At 59.3% G+C, this 16,503-nt stretch carries 18 protein-coding genes; 5 read left to right on the plus strand and 13 right to left on the minus strand.

Features of this window, described 5'->3' with window-relative positions; all coding sequences use genetic code 11:
- Nucleotides 1-8 precede the first annotated feature (8 nt).
- From Q0V31_RS19425 to Q0V31_RS19445, 5 genes are all read right to left on the minus strand, one after another.
- Nucleotides 9-428: a group 1 truncated hemoglobin gene (locus tag Q0V31_RS19425; RefSeq protein WP_298190714.1), complete on the minus strand. Its 420-nt coding sequence runs from the start codon at nt 426-428 to the stop codon at nt 9-11.
- A 2-nt stretch (nt 429-430) separates the two neighbouring features.
- The gene (locus Q0V31_RS19430) at nt 431-1,216 is read right to left on the minus strand and encodes a DUF3034 family protein (RefSeq protein WP_298191164.1); all 786 of its coding nucleotides are present in this window, start codon (nt 1,214-1,216) and stop codon (nt 431-433) included.
- 74 nt (nt 1,217-1,290) lie between these two features.
- Nucleotides 1,291-3,627, minus strand: a complete 2,337-nt coding sequence (locus Q0V31_RS19435) for an EAL domain-containing protein (RefSeq protein WP_298190715.1) — start codon at nt 3,625-3,627, stop codon at nt 1,291-1,293.
- Nucleotides 3,614-4,300: a methylamine utilization protein gene (locus Q0V31_RS19440; RefSeq protein WP_298190717.1), complete on the minus strand. Its 687-nt coding sequence runs from the start codon at nt 4,298-4,300 to the stop codon at nt 3,614-3,616. The genes Q0V31_RS19435 and Q0V31_RS19440 overlap by 14 nt, the downstream gene beginning before the upstream one ends.
- Before the next feature lie 122 nt (nt 4,301-4,422).
- Complete coding sequence (locus tag Q0V31_RS19445) at nt 4,423-5,175, minus strand: AraC family transcriptional regulator (protein ID WP_298190719.1); 753 nt, start codon at nt 5,173-5,175, stop codon at nt 4,423-4,425.
- 226 nt (nt 5,176-5,401) lie between these two features.
- On the opposite strand from Q0V31_RS19445, the gene Q0V31_RS19450 reads away from it, so the two are divergent.
- From Q0V31_RS19450 to cmoB, 5 genes are read left to right on the plus strand one after another with little or no spacing between them, the layout of a single operon-like run.
- Entirely contained in the window at nt 5,402-6,118 is a 717-nt protein-coding gene (locus tag Q0V31_RS19450) for a hypothetical protein (RefSeq protein ID WP_298190721.1), read from the plus strand.
- Between the two features lie 59 nt (nt 6,119-6,177).
- Entirely contained in the window at nt 6,178-6,573 is a 396-nt protein-coding gene (locus tag Q0V31_RS19455) for a protease inhibitor I42 family protein (protein WP_298190723.1), read from the plus strand.
- Nucleotides 6,574-6,593: 20 nt separating this feature from the next.
- Complete coding sequence (locus tag Q0V31_RS19460; RefSeq protein ID WP_298190725.1) at nt 6,594-6,821, plus strand: hypothetical protein; 228 nt, start codon at nt 6,594-6,596, stop codon at nt 6,819-6,821.
- A gap of 53 nt (nt 6,822-6,874) precedes the next feature.
- Nucleotides 6,875-7,651, plus strand: coding sequence for a carboxy-S-adenosyl-L-methionine synthase CmoA (gene cmoA / locus Q0V31_RS19465; protein WP_298191166.1), 777 nt, complete (start codon nt 6,875-6,877; stop codon nt 7,649-7,651).
- A complete protein-coding gene (gene cmoB / locus Q0V31_RS19470; protein WP_298190727.1) occupies nt 7,648-8,616 on the plus strand; it encodes a tRNA 5-methoxyuridine(34)/uridine 5-oxyacetic acid(34) synthase CmoB in 969 nt (322 codons plus the stop codon). The genes cmoA and cmoB overlap by 4 nt, the downstream gene beginning before the upstream one ends.
- Nucleotides 8,617-8,702: 86 nt before the next feature.
- On the opposite strand, the gene pdxJ is transcribed toward cmoB, so the two are convergent.
- The 8 genes from pdxJ to Q0V31_RS19510 form a co-directional block, all read right to left on the minus strand.
- Nucleotides 8,703-9,449: a pyridoxine 5'-phosphate synthase gene (gene pdxJ / locus Q0V31_RS19475; protein ID WP_298190729.1), complete on the minus strand. Its 747-nt coding sequence runs from the start codon at nt 9,447-9,449 to the stop codon at nt 8,703-8,705.
- Nucleotides 9,442-10,140: a DNA repair protein RecO gene (recO, locus tag Q0V31_RS19480; protein WP_298190731.1), complete on the minus strand. Its 699-nt coding sequence runs from the start codon at nt 10,138-10,140 to the stop codon at nt 9,442-9,444. Before recO ends, pdxJ begins: the two co-directional genes overlap by 8 nt.
- Nucleotides 10,141-10,186: 46 nt before the next feature.
- Nucleotides 10,187-11,089, minus strand: coding sequence for a GTPase Era (gene era / locus Q0V31_RS19485; RefSeq protein ID WP_298190733.1), 903 nt, complete (start codon nt 11,087-11,089; stop codon nt 10,187-10,189).
- On the minus strand, nt 11,082-11,771 hold the full coding sequence (gene rnc / locus Q0V31_RS19490) for a ribonuclease III (RefSeq protein ID WP_298190738.1): 690 nt from the start codon (nt 11,769-11,771) through the stop codon (nt 11,082-11,084). Before rnc ends, era begins: the two co-directional genes overlap by 8 nt.
- Nucleotides 11,768-12,145, minus strand: a complete 378-nt coding sequence (locus tag Q0V31_RS19495; protein ID WP_298190740.1) for a DUF4845 domain-containing protein — start codon at nt 12,143-12,145, stop codon at nt 11,768-11,770. Before Q0V31_RS19495 ends, rnc begins: the two co-directional genes overlap by 4 nt.
- A 104-nt stretch (nt 12,146-12,249) precedes the next feature.
- A complete protein-coding gene (gene lepB / locus Q0V31_RS19500) occupies nt 12,250-13,104 on the minus strand; it encodes a signal peptidase I (RefSeq protein ID WP_298190742.1) in 855 nt (284 codons plus the stop codon).
- A gap of 6 nt (nt 13,105-13,110) precedes the next feature.
- The gene (gene lepA / locus Q0V31_RS19505; protein WP_298190744.1) at nt 13,111-14,910 is read right to left on the minus strand and encodes a translation elongation factor 4; all 1,800 of its coding nucleotides are present in this window, start codon (nt 14,908-14,910) and stop codon (nt 13,111-13,113) included.
- A gap of 147 nt (nt 14,911-15,057) precedes the next feature.
- Nucleotides 15,058-16,494, minus strand: coding sequence for a DegQ family serine endoprotease (locus Q0V31_RS19510; protein WP_298190746.1), 1,437 nt, complete (start codon nt 16,492-16,494; stop codon nt 15,058-15,060).
- Nucleotides 16,495-16,503: the final 9 nt, after the last annotated feature.

Raw genomic sequence — 16,503 nt, forward strand, 5'->3', positions numbered from 1 at the left:
CCACTCCTCTAACGATCAATTACCTGCGCCCGCATCGGCGCGAGACGGGCCAATAAGCGATTCTGCGCGGGCATGGCGACGCCCTGGCTGCTCATGGCCGTTTGCAGGTTCTCGACCAGAGCATTGAAATCGCTCGGGGTAAGATTTTGGCCCTTATGGCTTTCCGCCATGCTATCGCCGGTATAGGTGCAGGGGCCACCGGCTTCAACGCAGATCTGTTCCACCAGTTTGTCGCGCAAGCGCACGATGTCGATGTTCTCGAAGTGCCGAACGATGCGTGGGTCAGCGGCGATATTCAACAGCATGCCTTCGACGATACGGGTAATTCCGGCTTGCTCGCCGAGGTCACTGTAGAGGCTGTCGTCTCTAGCTGACTGCTGAGCACAGCCACTCAGGAGCAAAAAAAATAGTATCAGCAGGCTGCGCATGTTTAAAAACTCCCCTGTACGGAGAGGTAAACGCCGTTCTGATTATCCAGCGTGGCGATTTCACCGAGGCGCGCATAGGCCAGCACCAGCGCCAGGTTCTTGTTGGGGAAGTAGCCGAGAAACAGATCGGCCCAGTCACTCTCTCCAGCAAAGCTGAGGTTATCCGGCTTCTCTCGATACTCCAGCCCCAGCGCCCAACGCGGATTGAACAGCACGGCGATGGAGCCCTCTTTAAGCACCGAGTGACGATCACGCCGATCACCACCAAAGCCCAGCAGGCCCAGCTCGTTGGCCCGACTGTAGCGGATGCCGCCGTTGAGCAGCAGGTTGTAGCCAAAGGCACCGCCGAGGATCAACCGGCTGGCGTTGAGATAAGCTTCGGTGTCCTCACTGCGCTGCGCGCCCACCAAACGAGGGATCAGAAAGTCCTTCTGCCGTTTGTGCTGAAGGCCGATTGCCACCTGTGGCAGCTGGTCGTAGATCAGGTCACCGAACAGACGTACCTTAAGGCCGAAAACATCCTGACTCAGGCTGTTTTCCGGCAAATTCAGGTTGCGCGCCAAGTTACCCAGATCAAAGCGCTGGCGGGCATAGGACAGCTCAATCCGGTTATCGAATGCTACGCCAACACCCGCCACATCCAGACGGTAATCGCCGGTTTGCACCCGTGTGGCGAAGACGTCAGCGCCCCATTCGCCACGCTCACCATAACCGGACAGCACCGCCCAGGGCGTGATGCCGCCGCCGGCCGCGCCTTCGAGGCTACTGGCACCACCAGTGGCCAGCATGCGCCCATCGGCCCAGGTCAGATTGGCCAGCAAGGTGAGTAACAGCACGATGCCACGCGGCAGGTTTAGCATGCTCAAGGCGCCACGCTCGAAGCACCGTGCATGTGCTGCACCATCCAGGCTTCAAAGGCTTGCGCCGCCAATGGCCGGCTGATCAGATACCCCTGAGCGGTGTCGCAATTCCAGCGCGCCAGCAGCTGCAGGCTGCGCTCAAACTCGACCCCCTCGGCAACCACCTTGAGGCCCAGGCTATGGCTCATCTCAATGGTTGAGCGCACGATCACCGAGTCTTCGCTGCCATCGTCCAGGTCACGGATAAACGATTGGTCGATCTTCAGTTCCTGCACCGGCATACGCTTGAGCTGAGCCAGGGACGAGTACCCCGTGCCGAAGTCATCCACCGACAGGCTAATGCCGCACTCACGCAGGCCATGCAACACCTGCAGAGCCAGCTCGGGATTAAGCATCACCCCGCTTTCGGTAATTTCAAAAACAAGCTGCTCGGCCGGCACCTGATACTCGGCCAAGAGTGCCCTGACCCGCTCCGGCAACTGCGGGTCGATCAGGTCTTCGGTGGAAATATTCAACGACACCTGCACGCGCAGACCGCGCCCGGCCCACTCCCGCAACTGGCGCATGACGTCCTCGATCACCCAGGCGGTCAACAGCTTGATGCTGCCGGTGCGTTCGGCCAGCGGGATAAACTCACCTGGCGAAACCATGCCCAACTCAGGATGTTGCCAACGCAGCAAGGCTTCGGCCTGGCCTACCTGACTGTCGGCAATGTTCAGCTTTGGCTGATAGTGCAACTGCAACTCGGCCTTATCCGGGGCATGGCGCAGGTCGCGAATCAGACGAATCTGCCGCTGCTGGGCATCATCGCGGCCGCGCTGGTAAACCTGCAGATGGCTGGCCATGCTCGCAGCATCCTGCATCGCAATGGTCGCCCGGCGCAGCAGCTCTTCAGGGGCATTGCCATCCGCCGGGTAGCACGCAATGCCGATGCGACACGCCATGGCGAATTCATGGTTGGCTACGCGCAAAGGCGTGATCAGCAGCTGCTGAACCCTGTCAGCAATGCCCACTGCACTGTCGCTGTCGGTATTTTCCAGGAGCATGAGAAATTCATCGCCAATAATCCGCGCCACACTGTCACCTGGGCGCAGCGTCCCCTGCAGGCGCTGGCTCAGCTGCTGCAGCGCCACGTCACCACCTTGCGGCCCGACGCTTTGATTGACTGCACGAAAATCCGCCACCCCCAGGTACAACAATGCCGTAGGACGCTGCGCCATAATCGCGCTGCCTAAACGCTCCAGCGCCAGGGCGCGATTGGGCAAGCCGGTTAGCGGATCGTGCAGGGCGTTGTGCGCCAGTTGCCGCTCACGCTCGGCAATACCTTGCTGCATGGCCTTAAAGGCCGTGGCCAAACGCCCCAACTCATCGCTGCGTTGCAGATCCAGGCTGACCTGGTAATCGCCCTGACGCACCCGTTCGGCAAGCGCCGCCAGTTGCTGCACCGGTTGCGACACGGAGCGCGCCAACAGCAATGCACCGCCCAGGGAAGCGGCCAATGCCACCAGCGCAATCAGCAGAATATCCTGATCAAGCGGGGCAAACGCTTGCTGCGCCTGACTCAAGGATTTATGCAACAGCGCGCGCACCGCAAAGCCGTCACCACTGGCCAGCAGCAGGGTTTGATTAAGGTAGGACTCAGTGCCGATCAGGCTGACGGCCTCATTCGCCGGCTCGGCCATATCGTCTTGCAACTGCTCAAGCTGTGGCGGCTGCAGGGTGCTGATCCAGATATCGGCCGCACCGTCCTGGGTCGCCAGCAGGGTCAAGTCCAGGTGCGTCAATTCACGCAATTCGGCGGCGAATGCATCATCCACCTGAAAACCCATCATCACGCGGGCAATCGGCAGCGGCGCGGTGACCGTGGCCTGTACCAACAGGTAGATTTTATCGGCAATCGGCATGAGGAAAATCTGGACACCCTCGCGCTGGCGCTGCATCACCTGAGCACTAAGGCGTTGCGCCGTCTCGCCACTGATCTGACGGTCGCTGCTGATCTCCAGGCTGCCGTCCAGGCTCAGCATCATCACGGCGCTGGCATTGATCCGCGCCCCATGATTGGTCAGCGCCGAGCGAATGGTTTCGGTATCACCACTGGCCACGGCATCCTTAAAACCAAAATCAGCGGCCAGCACCTGCACCGCATCGTGCAACTGCCGGCCACGCACTTCGAGCAGCTGTTGAAACACCAGGCTGCCGACATCCAGTTGCTCGCGCGCCTGGCTGCGCACGGCCGTATTGGTGGCCGCTTGCACGGCTACATAGAGCGCGCCGACCACCACCAACAGCAGCAGGACCAGTACCCCAGCAATCCGAGCCTGGAAACTATTGCGCAGCATCGCGAGCCTTCTTAAACGCATCGCCAAAAGCGCTGATCGGTGCACTCGGCCTAGCCTGAATGACTGGGGCCTGCATCGCCAGGGTAAAACGTTGCTGATTACCGCCCTCAGCCAACTGCAGTTCGCCCAAAGCCTGCGGCAGCATGTCCGGTGCTTGTGGATGCCAGAGGCTGGCCGTGTAAGCACCCGCCGGCAGTTGCTCCAGGTTCAACCGCCCGCGCTCATCACTAACCGCAAACCAGGGGTCGTCAGTGACATAGACATAGCCCAGCATCCAGTCATGGATATTGCAGCCAAGCACCACCACGCCGGGTGTATCGAAGATCACGGGTTCACTTGGCGTGCCCTGGTACAGACGCAGCTCAAAACGCTTGGCCGGGGAGAAGGAATAGACGTGGTGGCGAATGTTGTCGCTGTTGGGAAACGCCACCGACGTACCGCTACGCACCGCCAGTACATTCGGTGCGAACTGTTGTGAACGTTGATCCATGATGGCTGTAGCCGGCACCGTCGGCGCACTCACGGTACTCCGTAAGCTGAGCACGGCATTGGCCAGGGGCTGCCCTTGGCTATCGCGCAACTCGGCTTGCAAGCTGGCGGCATGCAGCGGTGCGCTCAACAGCAACATGCTCAGCAGTGAGCGCGCGAACGATATATGCAGGTATTGGCTCATCCAAACTACTCGAGGGGCTCACTTGATTATGAACAGCATCCTGCCTGGCACAGTGATGCCTCTGTGAGCCACAGCTTAGCCGGCCATGTGGGTAAGTTCACGCAGTGATTGGCCGCTGGCGCCTATTCGGCGCTGCGCAAACGCTTGGGGGTCAGGCCAAGGTAACGGCGCATGGCCGTGGTGAGGGCGCTCTGGCTGGAGAACCCGCACTCTTCAGCGATGCGGATCAGCGGCAGCCCGCTCTCGCGCAATAGCCGCACTGCACGATCAAGACGGGTTTTTAGCAAGTATTGGTGCGGTGTCATGCCGACACAGTCCTTGAACTGCGCATGAAAATGACTGGGGCTCAGGCAGGCCACCTGAGCCAGCTCCGCCACACTGATACGCCGCGCCAGATGCTCGACGATATAACTGTCGAGGCGCTCCACATTCAAGGCACCAGCAGCCCGTGCAGGCGGCTCGCCAAACAGCCGCAGGTGCAAAGCCCGCAGCAGGACGCCACCGAGCGCTCGCGCCAGCAGCGGATCAGCACCGTAGCGCTCAAGTTCAGCACCGGCGTAACTCAGCAGATGCTGAAAATCGGCATCCAATTGAGGGTAACGCGGCGTTTCGAACAGGCCCGTCAGCAGCTGCCGGTCTTCGCTAGAGATGCCCTGCTCATCCAGATCGACAATCAGCATGCGGTTGTCGCCCATACCGGCAAACTGGTGGTCGGCATCGCCTGGCACCAGGCAGGCGCGCATCCGGCACACCTCACCACCACGGCCATTGACCTCAAATTCAGCGCGCCCAGCCAGCGACAGCACCAACTGGTGGTGATCATGAGTGTGTTCGTGGGCCTGGTCATCAAGACGTATCAAGCGCGCGTTGAGCATTAAAAGTGCAACCCGGAATTACAGAGGTGCAACTCTAACCGTTTGATCAGTAAAACTGCAGCCTGCACGACAAATGGGCGACCCGATTAGACCCGCCCAAATATGGAGCACAGATTCAACTCCCCATGCATGACTAACGCCTGATTGCGGGCCTTGCGGTGCCTGGCAAGGGATTTGCTCAACTCACCTGCCCCCGGCATACCGTACGGGTTCAGGAAACCAATTTATGGCCCTCAGCATTGCTCTCGCCCTGGCATTGGCGCTGTTAGTCACTGGCCACTGCCTCAGTCAGCTCGCGGCAAAGCGCCATCAGCAACACCTCAACGCGCTACAAGGTGCGCTGTTACAACGTGCTATCGAGCTGCTACAGACACTGCAAAAACACCGCGGCCTGGGTGCTCAGCAAGATCTACTGAGCACCAGCCAACGCAATACCTTGGCCCGTCAACTCGACCAGCTCTGGCTGAACTGGCCCGGCCCCAGCCTGGGGCTCGCGCCACTGCAACAAGATTGGCCACAGCTGCGCCGCAACCCGGCGGATTTCGCCGCGCACTGCCTGGTTATCGACGGTTTGCTGGAGGTCATCGAAACCCTCGAAACACGCCTCTGCCAGGCTGACAGTCTGCACGTGCCAGGCATCGCAAAAGCCTGTCATGGCCTAGAGCGCCTCGCTCGCCTGCGCGGCCTGAGTGTGCGTGCGGCCAATTACAGGCAATGCCCGCAACGCCTGAAACAGCAGATTCTGCAGCTCTGCCTTGAACTGGAAAAACCCGCCATCGACCCGCCGCTGCAACAGGTACTCCAGCGCCTAACGCATGAGCTGACTAATAGCGACCCAGTGCGCCTGGCACCCCACGAATGTTTTGCCCTGCTCACGCCCCTAATCGACGAATGCACCGAGCGCCTGCGCCTCCCTCTAGCGGAGCCAAGTACTGGGGGCTGATTTCCGCAGGCGGCCGTAACGGCTATGCTGGCCGCCTCGACTTTCGCCAGGAGCTCACCATGTTTGTTCCCCGCCTGACACTCGCGCTCGGCCTTGCACTGCTCACCGCCTGCGCGCAAACACCCAGCAGCGTAACCCTGGAGCAGAAGCAGCAGAGCAAATGTCCACTGTCGCTACAGGTAGGCCAGCAATTTATTCTGCGTTTGCCGAGCAACCCCACCACTGGCTTTCGCTGGCTGCTGCGCGACTCCGCGCCACAGGTACTGCAAAGCCTCGGCCCAGAGGTCTACAGCAACCCTGAAGACGCCGGATTGGTCGGCAGCGCTGGCATTTCCACCTGGCGCTTCCGTGTAGCCACGGCGGGTGAAGGCCAGCTGGCCCTGACCTATGAACGCCCCTGGGAGGTTGGCGTGGTGCCCGCGCAACGTTTTGACTGCAGGATAAACGCCCGCTAGTACTGGCGCGAAAGATTGCCGTGGCAGCCGCAGTCGATAACCAGCACAACGCGCCTGACCGCCGCTGGTGCCCTTGGCCGTGCTATCCGACAGATAGAGTCGGCCTCAAGCGCTTTGGCGTGCACTTCAATGCTGCGCCTGTAGCCACCATGCTCAGTTACTGGGTGGGCCAGTGGGCTATTGCAGCGTCGGCATTCAAGCGCATCAACAAGACTCCCGTTACCGCCACACATAACCTGCCGCGTTGATTTCCGACCAAAAGATGTAATCAACGTTTGGCTATGGCCAACTCTTGGCTAAAATGCCCGGCTTTATCGACCAGTGCGCAGCCAACGTGAGCAAACAACCCGATCGCCTCTTCGCCCAGCCCCTGGCTCAGGTGCCCGACTTCGCCTTCAACGAGGATGTGGTGCGGGTGTTTCCCGACATGATCAAACGCTCGGTGCCGGGTTATCCGACTATTGTCGAGAACATCGGCGTACTGGCTGGCCAATTCGCCCAGCCCCACAGCGTGCTGTATGACCTCGGCAGCTCGCTGGGCGCTGTCACCCAAGCGCTGCGCCGGCATGTGCAAATCGCCGACTGCCGGGTGATTGCCGTGGACAATTCCAGCGCCATGGTCGAGCGCTGCCGCGAATACCTGCACGCGCAAGACTCGATGTTTCAGGAGTTATTGCCGGTCGAGGTGATCGAAGCCGATATTCTCAGCCTCGACTTCCAGCCCACTTCACTGGTCGCGCTGAACTTCACCCTGCAATTTATCCAGCCCGAACAGCGCCTCGCCTTGCTCACACGGATCCGTCAGGCCCTACTGCCCGGCGGCGCGCTGATCCTCTCGGAAAAATTGCAGTTCGAAGACGCCGCGCAGCACACCCTGCTCAGCAACCTGCATGTCGCCTTCAAGCGCGCCAACGGCTACAGCGAGTTGGAAATCGCCCAGAAGCGCAGCGCCATCGAAAAAGTCATGCTCCCCGACAGCCTCGAGCAACATCGTGAGCGCCTGCTCGCCGCCGGCTTTAGCCAGGTGGTGCCGTGGTTCCAGTGCCTTAACTTTGCCTCGATGATTGCCCTGCCATGATCAGCCGCCTCGACCTCGACGCTCTACAAGCGGCTCTTGCCGGCACGCCACTGCAAGACTGGTCCGCGGGCTTGCCTGGGCAGATCGATGCGAAACTGGCCATCGGTCATGGCGACCTGGCGCGCTGGTACGGCGCGGTCCAGGCGCTGCCCGAGCTGAACGTCGAACAGCTGGAGTTACTGCACAATTTCAGTTTCAACGGCCGCTGCGATGAACCGACGCGCGCTGCGCTGAAAAGCGCCCTGCAGGGCCTGATTCCCTGGCGCAAGGGGCCGTTTCATCTATTTGACGTGCACGTCGACACCGAATGGCGCTCAGACTGGAAATGGCAGCGGGTTGCCCCCTATCTGGAGCTGAAGGGCAAACGCGTACTGGATGTCGGCTGCGGCAACGGTTATTACATGTGGCGCATGCTCGGCGCCGGCGCGGACAGCGTGGTGGGCATCGACCCCAACTGGCTGTTCCTTTGCCAGTTCCTGGCCATGAAGAACTACCTGCCCGACCTGCCCGCCTGGCACCTACCGCTGGCCTTCGAAGAGCTGCCCGGCAAGCTGCAAGGCTTCGACACGGTGTTCTCCATGGGCGTGCTGTATCACCGCCGCTCACCTATCGATCATTTGCTCGACCTCAAGGATTGCCTGATCAAGAATGGTGAGCTGGTGCTGGAAACCTTGGTGGTGGAAGGCGATGCGCAGCAGGTACTGGTGCCCGAGGATCGCTACGCGCAGATGCGCAACGTCTGGTTCTTGCCGTCGGTGCCGGCACTGGAGTTGTGGCTGCGCCGTGCCGGCTTTGTCGATGTGCGCTGCGTGGATGTCAGCACCACCAGCGTCGACGAACAGCGCTCAACCGAGTGGATGCGCTTCCAGTCGCTGCCCGAGTTCCTTGATCCGGCCGACCACAGTCGCACGGTCGAAGGTTTGCCGGCGCCGTGCCGCGCGGTACTGATCGCGCGTAAGCCGTAGGATGGGTTAGACGCGCAGCGGCGTAACCCATCACACGTAGAGATGGGTATCGCTGCGCTCAACCCATCCTACAACTCGTTTCCTGATCAGCCGCGAGCGGCCGCGGCGGTGATCAGCTGCTTCATCTCCACCACCGCCTGCTTAAGACCGACAAACAACGCGTGCGCCACCAACGCGTGGCCGATGTTCAGCTCATTGATCCCGGCGATCGCCGCCACTGGCTCGACATTGTGGTAATGCAGGCCATGGCCGGCATTGACGATCAAACCATGGGCTAAACCACAGGCTACACCGTCGCGAATCCGCGCCAACTCACGCGCCGCCTCTTCAGGGCTGTGCGCATCAGCATAACGGCCAGTGTGCAGCTCAATAGCCGGCGCCCCGACGCGCCTGGACGCTTCAATCTGCTGCGGGTCCGGGTCGATAAACAGCGACACCTCACAACCGATCTTGCTCAGGCGCTCGACCGCCGCACGAATGCGCGCTTCCTGGCCCGCCACGTCCAGGCCTCCTTCAGTGGTCAGCTCTTGACGGGTTTCCGGCACCAGGCAGACGTGCTCGGGACGAATGCTTTCGGCAAACGCGAGCATCTCTTCGGTAACGCCCATTTCGAAGTTCATCCGCGTCTGCATAACCTCCTTGAGCAGCCGTACATCACGCTCCTGGATATGTCGACGGTCTTCGCGCAGGTGCACGGTAATGCCGTCAGCCCCGGCCTCTTCAGCGTCCAGCGCGGCCTTGACCGGGTCTGGGTAGCGGGTGCCACGGGCCTGACGCAAGGTCGCCACATGGTCGATGTTTACACCCAGCAGGATACGATTGGCATCAGTCACGGTTTGGCTCCTTGAACGTCATAAAAAGTTCGCGGCTAACCAGCGGTCGGCCGCCTAAATGGGGGGCCAAGGCCTGGCGCATCAGACGCTTGGCAGCCGCCAAAGCACCCGGCGTGGTCCAGTCGGCCTCGGCCATGGCCAGCAACTCTAGCCCATGAAAAACCCCAGGCTGCAAATGCCCAACCGGCACCAGGCCGGCTTCGGTTTGCAGTCGATACAGGCCTGCTTCGGCGATGGGTTGGCCTTCGCTGTCCAGATTCAGGGCAAAACCATAGCCCAGCTCATCCAGCAAACGCCACTCAAAAGAACGCAGCAACGGCTCCAAGGCGCGCCCCTCGGCCAAGGCCAATACCGTCATGGCGTAATGTTCGAAGACGGCCGGATGCGGCGCTTCAGCAGGGAGCAAGCGAATCAGCAACTCATTGAGGTAGATGCCACTGAACAGGGCCTCACCGACCAACAGGTTGGGGATACCCGCAGGATCAAGGCGGCCAACGTTTTTCAGCTCGCCGCGTCCACGAAACTCAACGTCTAACGGAATAAACGGTCGCGCCAAGCTGCCGGCTTTACCGCGCGCGCCACGTAACACCGCGCGCAACCGCCCCTGCGGCGTGAGGAAATCCACTAGCGCACTGCTTTCACGGTAAGCACGGCTGTGCAGCACAAAGGCTGACTGGCTAGGGGCAAGCATCAGGGCTTACTCGAAATGGCGGGCACACGGGGTGCCCGCAGGCGCATCAAATATTGTCGTAGCCCAGTGAACGCAAGGCGCGCTCATCATCGGACCAGCCACTTTTGACCTTGACCCAAAGGTTGAGCATGACCTTGGAGTCGAACATCACCTCCATGTCCTTGCGCGCTTCCTGGCCAATGCGCTTGATCCGCTCACCCTTGTCGCCAATGATGATTTTCTTCTGCCCGTCACGCTCGACCAGAATCAGCGCATGGATATGCAGGATGCGCCCGTCGCGCTTGAACTCCTCGATTTCCACGGTGACCTGATACGGCAGCTCGGCACCCAGCTGACGCATGACTTTCTCACGTACCAACTCAGCAGCGAAGAAGCGGCTGGAGCGATCGGTCACCTGATCTTCCGGGAAGAAGTGCACACCTTCCGGCAAGCGCTCACCCACGAGTTTTTCCAGGGTCTCGAGGTTGTGCCCATGCTGGGCCGATACCGGCACGATCTCGGCATTCGGCAACTGAGTAGCCAGCCACTCCACATGCGGCATCAGATCGGCCTTATCTTCGAGGCGATCGGTTTTGTTGATTGCCAGAATCACCGGACCTTCAACGTATTGAATACGCTCCAGGACCATCTGGTCTTCATCGGTCCAGCGGGTGCGATCGACCACGAAGATCACCACGTCGACATCTTTCAGCGCCGACGAGGCGTTTTTGTTCATGTAGCGGTTTAGCGCTTTCTCGTTGTTCTTGTGCAGGCCAGGCGTATCCACATAGATCGCCTGCACTTCACCTTCGGTCTTAATCCCGAGCATGTTGTGGCGCGTGGTCTGCGGCTTGCGCGAGGTAATCGCCAGCTTCTGCCCGAGAATGTGGTTAAGCAAGGTCGACTTACCCACGTTGGGCCGGCCGACGATGGCGACATAGCCACAGCGTGTAACAGGTAAATCAGTCATTGCCATTCTCCACACCCAGGGCAATCAACGCGGCAGCGGCTGCCACCTGCTCGGCTATCCGCCGGCTCGCCCCCTGCCCCAGGGTTTTATCATTCAGTAAGGTAATCTGGCACTCGACAACGAACGTCCGACAGTGCGGCTCGCCCTGGATATCCACCACTTCGTAACGTGGCAGCTCACAGCCGCGCGACTGCAAAAACTCCTGCAGGCGGGTTTTCGGGTCTTTGTTGGTGTCGACCAAGGTCAAGCTTTCAATCTCGCTGGTCAGCCAGGCCAGAACCCGCTCGCGGGCCGCGTCCATTCCGGCGTCCAGGTAGATGGCACCAATCAGTGCTTCCAGGGCATCGGCCAGAATCGACTCACGGCGAAAGCCACCGCTTTTCAATTCGCCCGAACCCAGGCGTAAGTACTCACCCAGGTCAAAGCCGCGAGCCATTATTGCCAGCGTTTCACCCTTAACCAAGCGGGCGCGCAGGCGTGACAGCTGCCCCTCGCGCGCCAAGGGAAAGCGCTGAAACAACGCTTCGCCAGCGACAAAGTTGAGGATCGCATCGCCGAGAAACTCCAGGCGCTCGTTATTGCGCCCAGCGAAGCTGCGGTGGGTCAGCGCCAGGATCATCAGCTCCTGGTCCTTGAAGGTATATCCGAGCTGCCGCTCGAGGCGGGCTAACGACGCACTCACGGCATACGCACGCGGAATTCTTTATCGAAGCGCACCACCAGATCGATATTCTCGATCAATGGCTCACGCTTCTCGTATTTCAGGTGCACCCGAAATTCGTTGTTTTCCACTTTTATCTTCAACGCGTCCTGCATATTCAAATCACGAATGCTGTTGACCTGCATACCTTTGCTGATATGGCTGTAGAAATCGCTAACGCTACGCACATCGACGGCTTTATCGGTTTCAACTGAAGTAATCATTTTCTCCAGTGCCATGTTGTCGAAGTAGTGCGGCAGCACTTTAAAGGCAGCACTGGCCAAAAAGGCGACAACCGCGAGCACCATCAACCAACTGAGAATCGACATTCCTTTTTGCGAATGCGCTGATTTCATATTTGTCCCCAAATTCGAGTGTTGTAAAAGCCATTACGGCTGGAGGCAAGACTATATATAGCCTGCAACGCTGCGTTTAACAGCGTCGCAAATCCGTCAGCAGGTCAGTGGATCAGACCTACGCGGGTAAAATTGGGCAGGTTGCGCGACTTCGGATCCGGCCAACTCATCCAGATAGCGAAGGCTTTGCCGACGATATTCTGATCCGGCACCATGCCCAGCAGCGGCTTGGGGATGGCTGGGTCATTCCAATAGCGACTGTCATTGGAGTTGTCGCGGTTGTCACCCATCATGAAGTAATGCCCTTGCGGCACCACCCACTCGCGACCGGGCTCCAGGCGATAGCGCTGCATTTCCTTGCGGATCTGGTGTTCTGCCTCACCAAGCTTCTCGTTATACAGCGTCGCACTGCCGAGGCTGCCGGGCTCGTCGCCGATCAACTGCTGCGCCACAGACTGACCATTGATGGTCAGGCGCTTGTCACTGCTGTAGACAATACGGTCGCCGGCCAGACCTACCACGCGTTTGATGTAGTTGATGTTTGGATCGCTGGGGTAGCGGAACACCATCACATCACCACGCTGTGGGTCACCCACCTCAATCACCTTGGTGTCCAGCACAGGCAGACGAATGCCGTAGGCGAACTTGTTGACCAAGATGAAATCGCCCACTTCCAGCGTCGGCTTCATCGAGCCGGACGGAATCTGGAAGGGCTCGACCAGAAACGAGCGCAACACCAGTACGATCGCCAGCACCGGAAAGAACGACTTACCGTACTCAATCAGCAGCGGCTCTTTGTTCAAGCGTGCCACCACCACCTCATCAGGTTCGCTGACCTGACCATGGTAGGTGGTAATCGCCGCTCGCCGGCGCGGGGCCAGAAAGATCAGGTCGAACAACGCCAGTACGCCACAAACGGCGACGGCGATAACCAGCAATAACGGAAAATTGATCGACATAGGACCTTAACTATCCAGCCTGAGCACAGCGAGGAAGGCTTCCTGTGGAATTTCCACGTTACCGACCTGCTTCATGCGTTTTTTACCGGCCTTCTGCTTTTCCAGCAGCTTGCGTTTACGGCTAACGTCACCACCGTAGCACTTGGCCAATACGTTCTTGCGCAGCGCCTTGACCGTAGTCCGCGCCACGATCTGTCCACCAATGGCAGCCTGAATCGCCACATCGAACATCTGCCGAGGGATCAGTTCTTTCATCTTTTCGGTCAACGCACGACCTTTGTAGTGCGCGTTGTCGCGGTGCACGATCAACGCCAGGGCATCGACCTTCTCACCATTGATCAGCACATCCAGCTTGACCAGATTGGCTGACTGGTAGCGATCGAAGTGGTAATCCAACGAGGCATAACCACGGCTGGTTGACTTCAGGCGGTCGAAGAAGTCCAACACCACTTCGTTCATCGGCAGGTCATAAGTCACCTGCACCTGGGAGCCGAGGAACAGCATGTCGTGCTGCACACCACGCTTTTCGATGCACAGGGTAATCACGTTGCCCAAATGCTCCTGCGGCACGAGGATATTGGCGCGCACGATCGGCTCGCGCATATCTTCAATTGCCGACAAGTCTGGCAGTTTCGACGGGTTATCGACGTAGATCGTCTCACCGGTCTTGAGCAGTAGCTCGAAAATTACCGTCGGCGCTGTGGTGATCAGGTCCAGGTCGTACTCGCGCTCCAAGCGCTCCTGAATGATCTCCATGTGCAGCATGCCGAGGAAGCCACAACGGAAACCAAAGCCCAATGCGTCAGAGCTTTCCGGGGTGTACTGCAAGGAGGAGTCGTTCAGCGTGAGCTTCTGCAGGGCTTCACGGAAGTCCTCAAAGTCATCGGAGCTAACCGGGAACAGACCGGCGTAAACCTGCGGCTGGATACGCTTGAAGCCTGGCAACACATCAACGTCAGGCGTCGAACTCAAGGTCAGCGTGTCACCCACTGGCGCACCGTGAATATCCTTGATACCGGCGATGATAAAGCCCACTTCACCGGCTTTCAGATCAGCGGTAGCAGTATGCTTCGGGTTGAACACACCGACACTGTCGACCAAGTGAATCTTGCCGGTGGATTTCACCAGCACCTTGTCACCCTTCTTGATTCGCCCGTGGCGCACGCGTACCAGGGACACAACCCCAAGATAGTTGTCGAACCAGGAATCGATGATCAAGGCTTGCAGCGGATCTTCGACATTACCGGTCGGCGCAGGGATGGTATGCACCAGACGCTCGAGCACCTCATCGACACCCAGACCGGTCTTGGCGCTGCAGGTCACAGCGTCGGTGGCATCAATACCGATGATCTTCTCAATCTCTTCTTTGACGCGGTCCGGGTCGGCCTGCGGCAAGTCAATTTTGTTCAGCACTGGCATGACCTCAAGGCCCTGCTCAATGGCGGTGTAACAGTTGGCCACCGACTGCGCTTCCACGCCCTGCCCGGCATCGACCACCAGCAGCGCACCTTCGCAAGCTGCCAGGGAACGGCTGACCTCGTAGGTGAAGTCGACGTGACCTGGGGTGTCAATAAAGTTCAGCTGATAGGTAATGCCGTCACGCGCTTTGTAATACAGCGTGACGCTGTGCGCCTTGATGGTGATCCCGCGCTCGCGCTCAAGATCCATGGAGTCCAGTACCTGGGCTGCCATTTCACGGTCAGCCAGACCGCCACACATCTGGATAAAACGGTCAGCCAGGGTCGACTTGCCGTGGTCAATGTGGGCGATGATGGAGAAATTGCGGATATGACTCAAATCACTCACGGATCAACACTCGAAAAGGTCGCAGGCGACTGCCCGCCGAAAATAGCCGCGAAGTGTACCCGAAAGCCACCTTACACGTCACCAAGGCCGCAAAGCGACTCTATGTAAAAGGGCGACCGAAGTCGCCCGTTTACTCTATCAACACCGTTAGTCGGCGAGCTTAAAGGTAATAAAGCTCGCACGCCCCTGACGCAGCACGCGCATCGACACCGAACGATTCTTCGGCAGGGCCTGCGCCACCTCGGTAAAGGTCTTGGCCGAATTGATCGCCTGATTGTTCAGGTGAGTGATCACATCGCCTGGGCGCAGGCCAATCAGCGCCGCCGGCCCCTCGAGCACCTCGGAAATCACCACGCCACCGTTAAGATCGAGGCTCTTTTTCTGCTCAGCAGTCAACTCAACCACCTTAACCCCAAGACGGTTGCTGCTGCGCTCGACTCCGGATGCGGTATTACCCGCCAAGGGCTCGCCATCTTCAGGCAGCGCCCCGATGGTCAACTGCAATTTTTTGCGTGCACCATCGCGCACCACGTCCAACTCGGCACGCGTGCCCGGCTTAAGCGCACCCACCAGATGCGGCAAATCGGCAGACATGATGATCGGCTTACCGTCCAGATTGAGGATGACATCACCGACCTGCAAACCGCCCTTGGCCGCCGGCCCCTGTTCCAACACCTGCGCCACGAGCGCACCGGCCGGCTTATCCAGACCAAACGACTCAGCCAGGTCTTTGTTCACTTCCTGAATCACCACACCCAGCCAGCCGCGACTAACCTTGCCATCGGCCTTGAGCTGATCAGCCACATCCATGGCCACACTCATTGGAATGGCAAACGACAAGCCCATAAAGCCGCCGGAGCGAGTGAAAATCTGTGAATTGATACCCACCACTTCGCCGGCCAGGTTGAACAGCGGGCCACCGGAGTTACCCGGATTAATCGCCACGTCGGTCTGGATGAACGGCACATAGCTTTCGTTCGGCAGACTACGGCCTTTGGCGCTGACGATACCAGCGGTCACCGAGTGATCAAAACCGAATGGCGAGCCAATCGCCAACACCCACTCGCCAACTTTCAGCTCTTCCGACTTGCCCAGCTTGACGGTCGGCAGGCCTTTACCCTCAACCTTGAGCAAGGCCACATCGCTGCGCGGATCAGTACCAATCAGTTTTGCCTCCAACTCACTACGATCCGCCAGGCGCACGATGATTTCATCGGCATCGGCAATCACATGATTGTTGGTCAGCACATAGCCATCTGCGGAAATGATAAAGCCTGAGCCTAGCGACTGAGCCTCACGCTGGCGTCCGCCACCGGGCGTACGCGGCACTTGGGGAATGTTGCGTTCGAAGAACTCGCGGAACATCGGCGGCAGGCCTTCCAGATCAGGCACATTGAGCTGACCCGCACCAGCCACTGGGCGCTCCGGCAGCTTCTGCCGGGTACTGATATTGACCACCGCCGGTGACGCCTGCTCAACCAACTCGGTGAAATCCGGCAGGCTTGCCTGGGCAAGCAACGCTTGCCCCATCAGCAGCAAGGCAAATATGGCTGTAAAGGTAGATTTCAGAGCAGGCTTCGACATACAACTCCC

This window comes from uncultured Pseudomonas sp. (assembly GCF_943846705.1).
Classification (GTDB): domain Bacteria; phylum Pseudomonadota; class Gammaproteobacteria; order Pseudomonadales; family Pseudomonadaceae; genus Aquipseudomonas.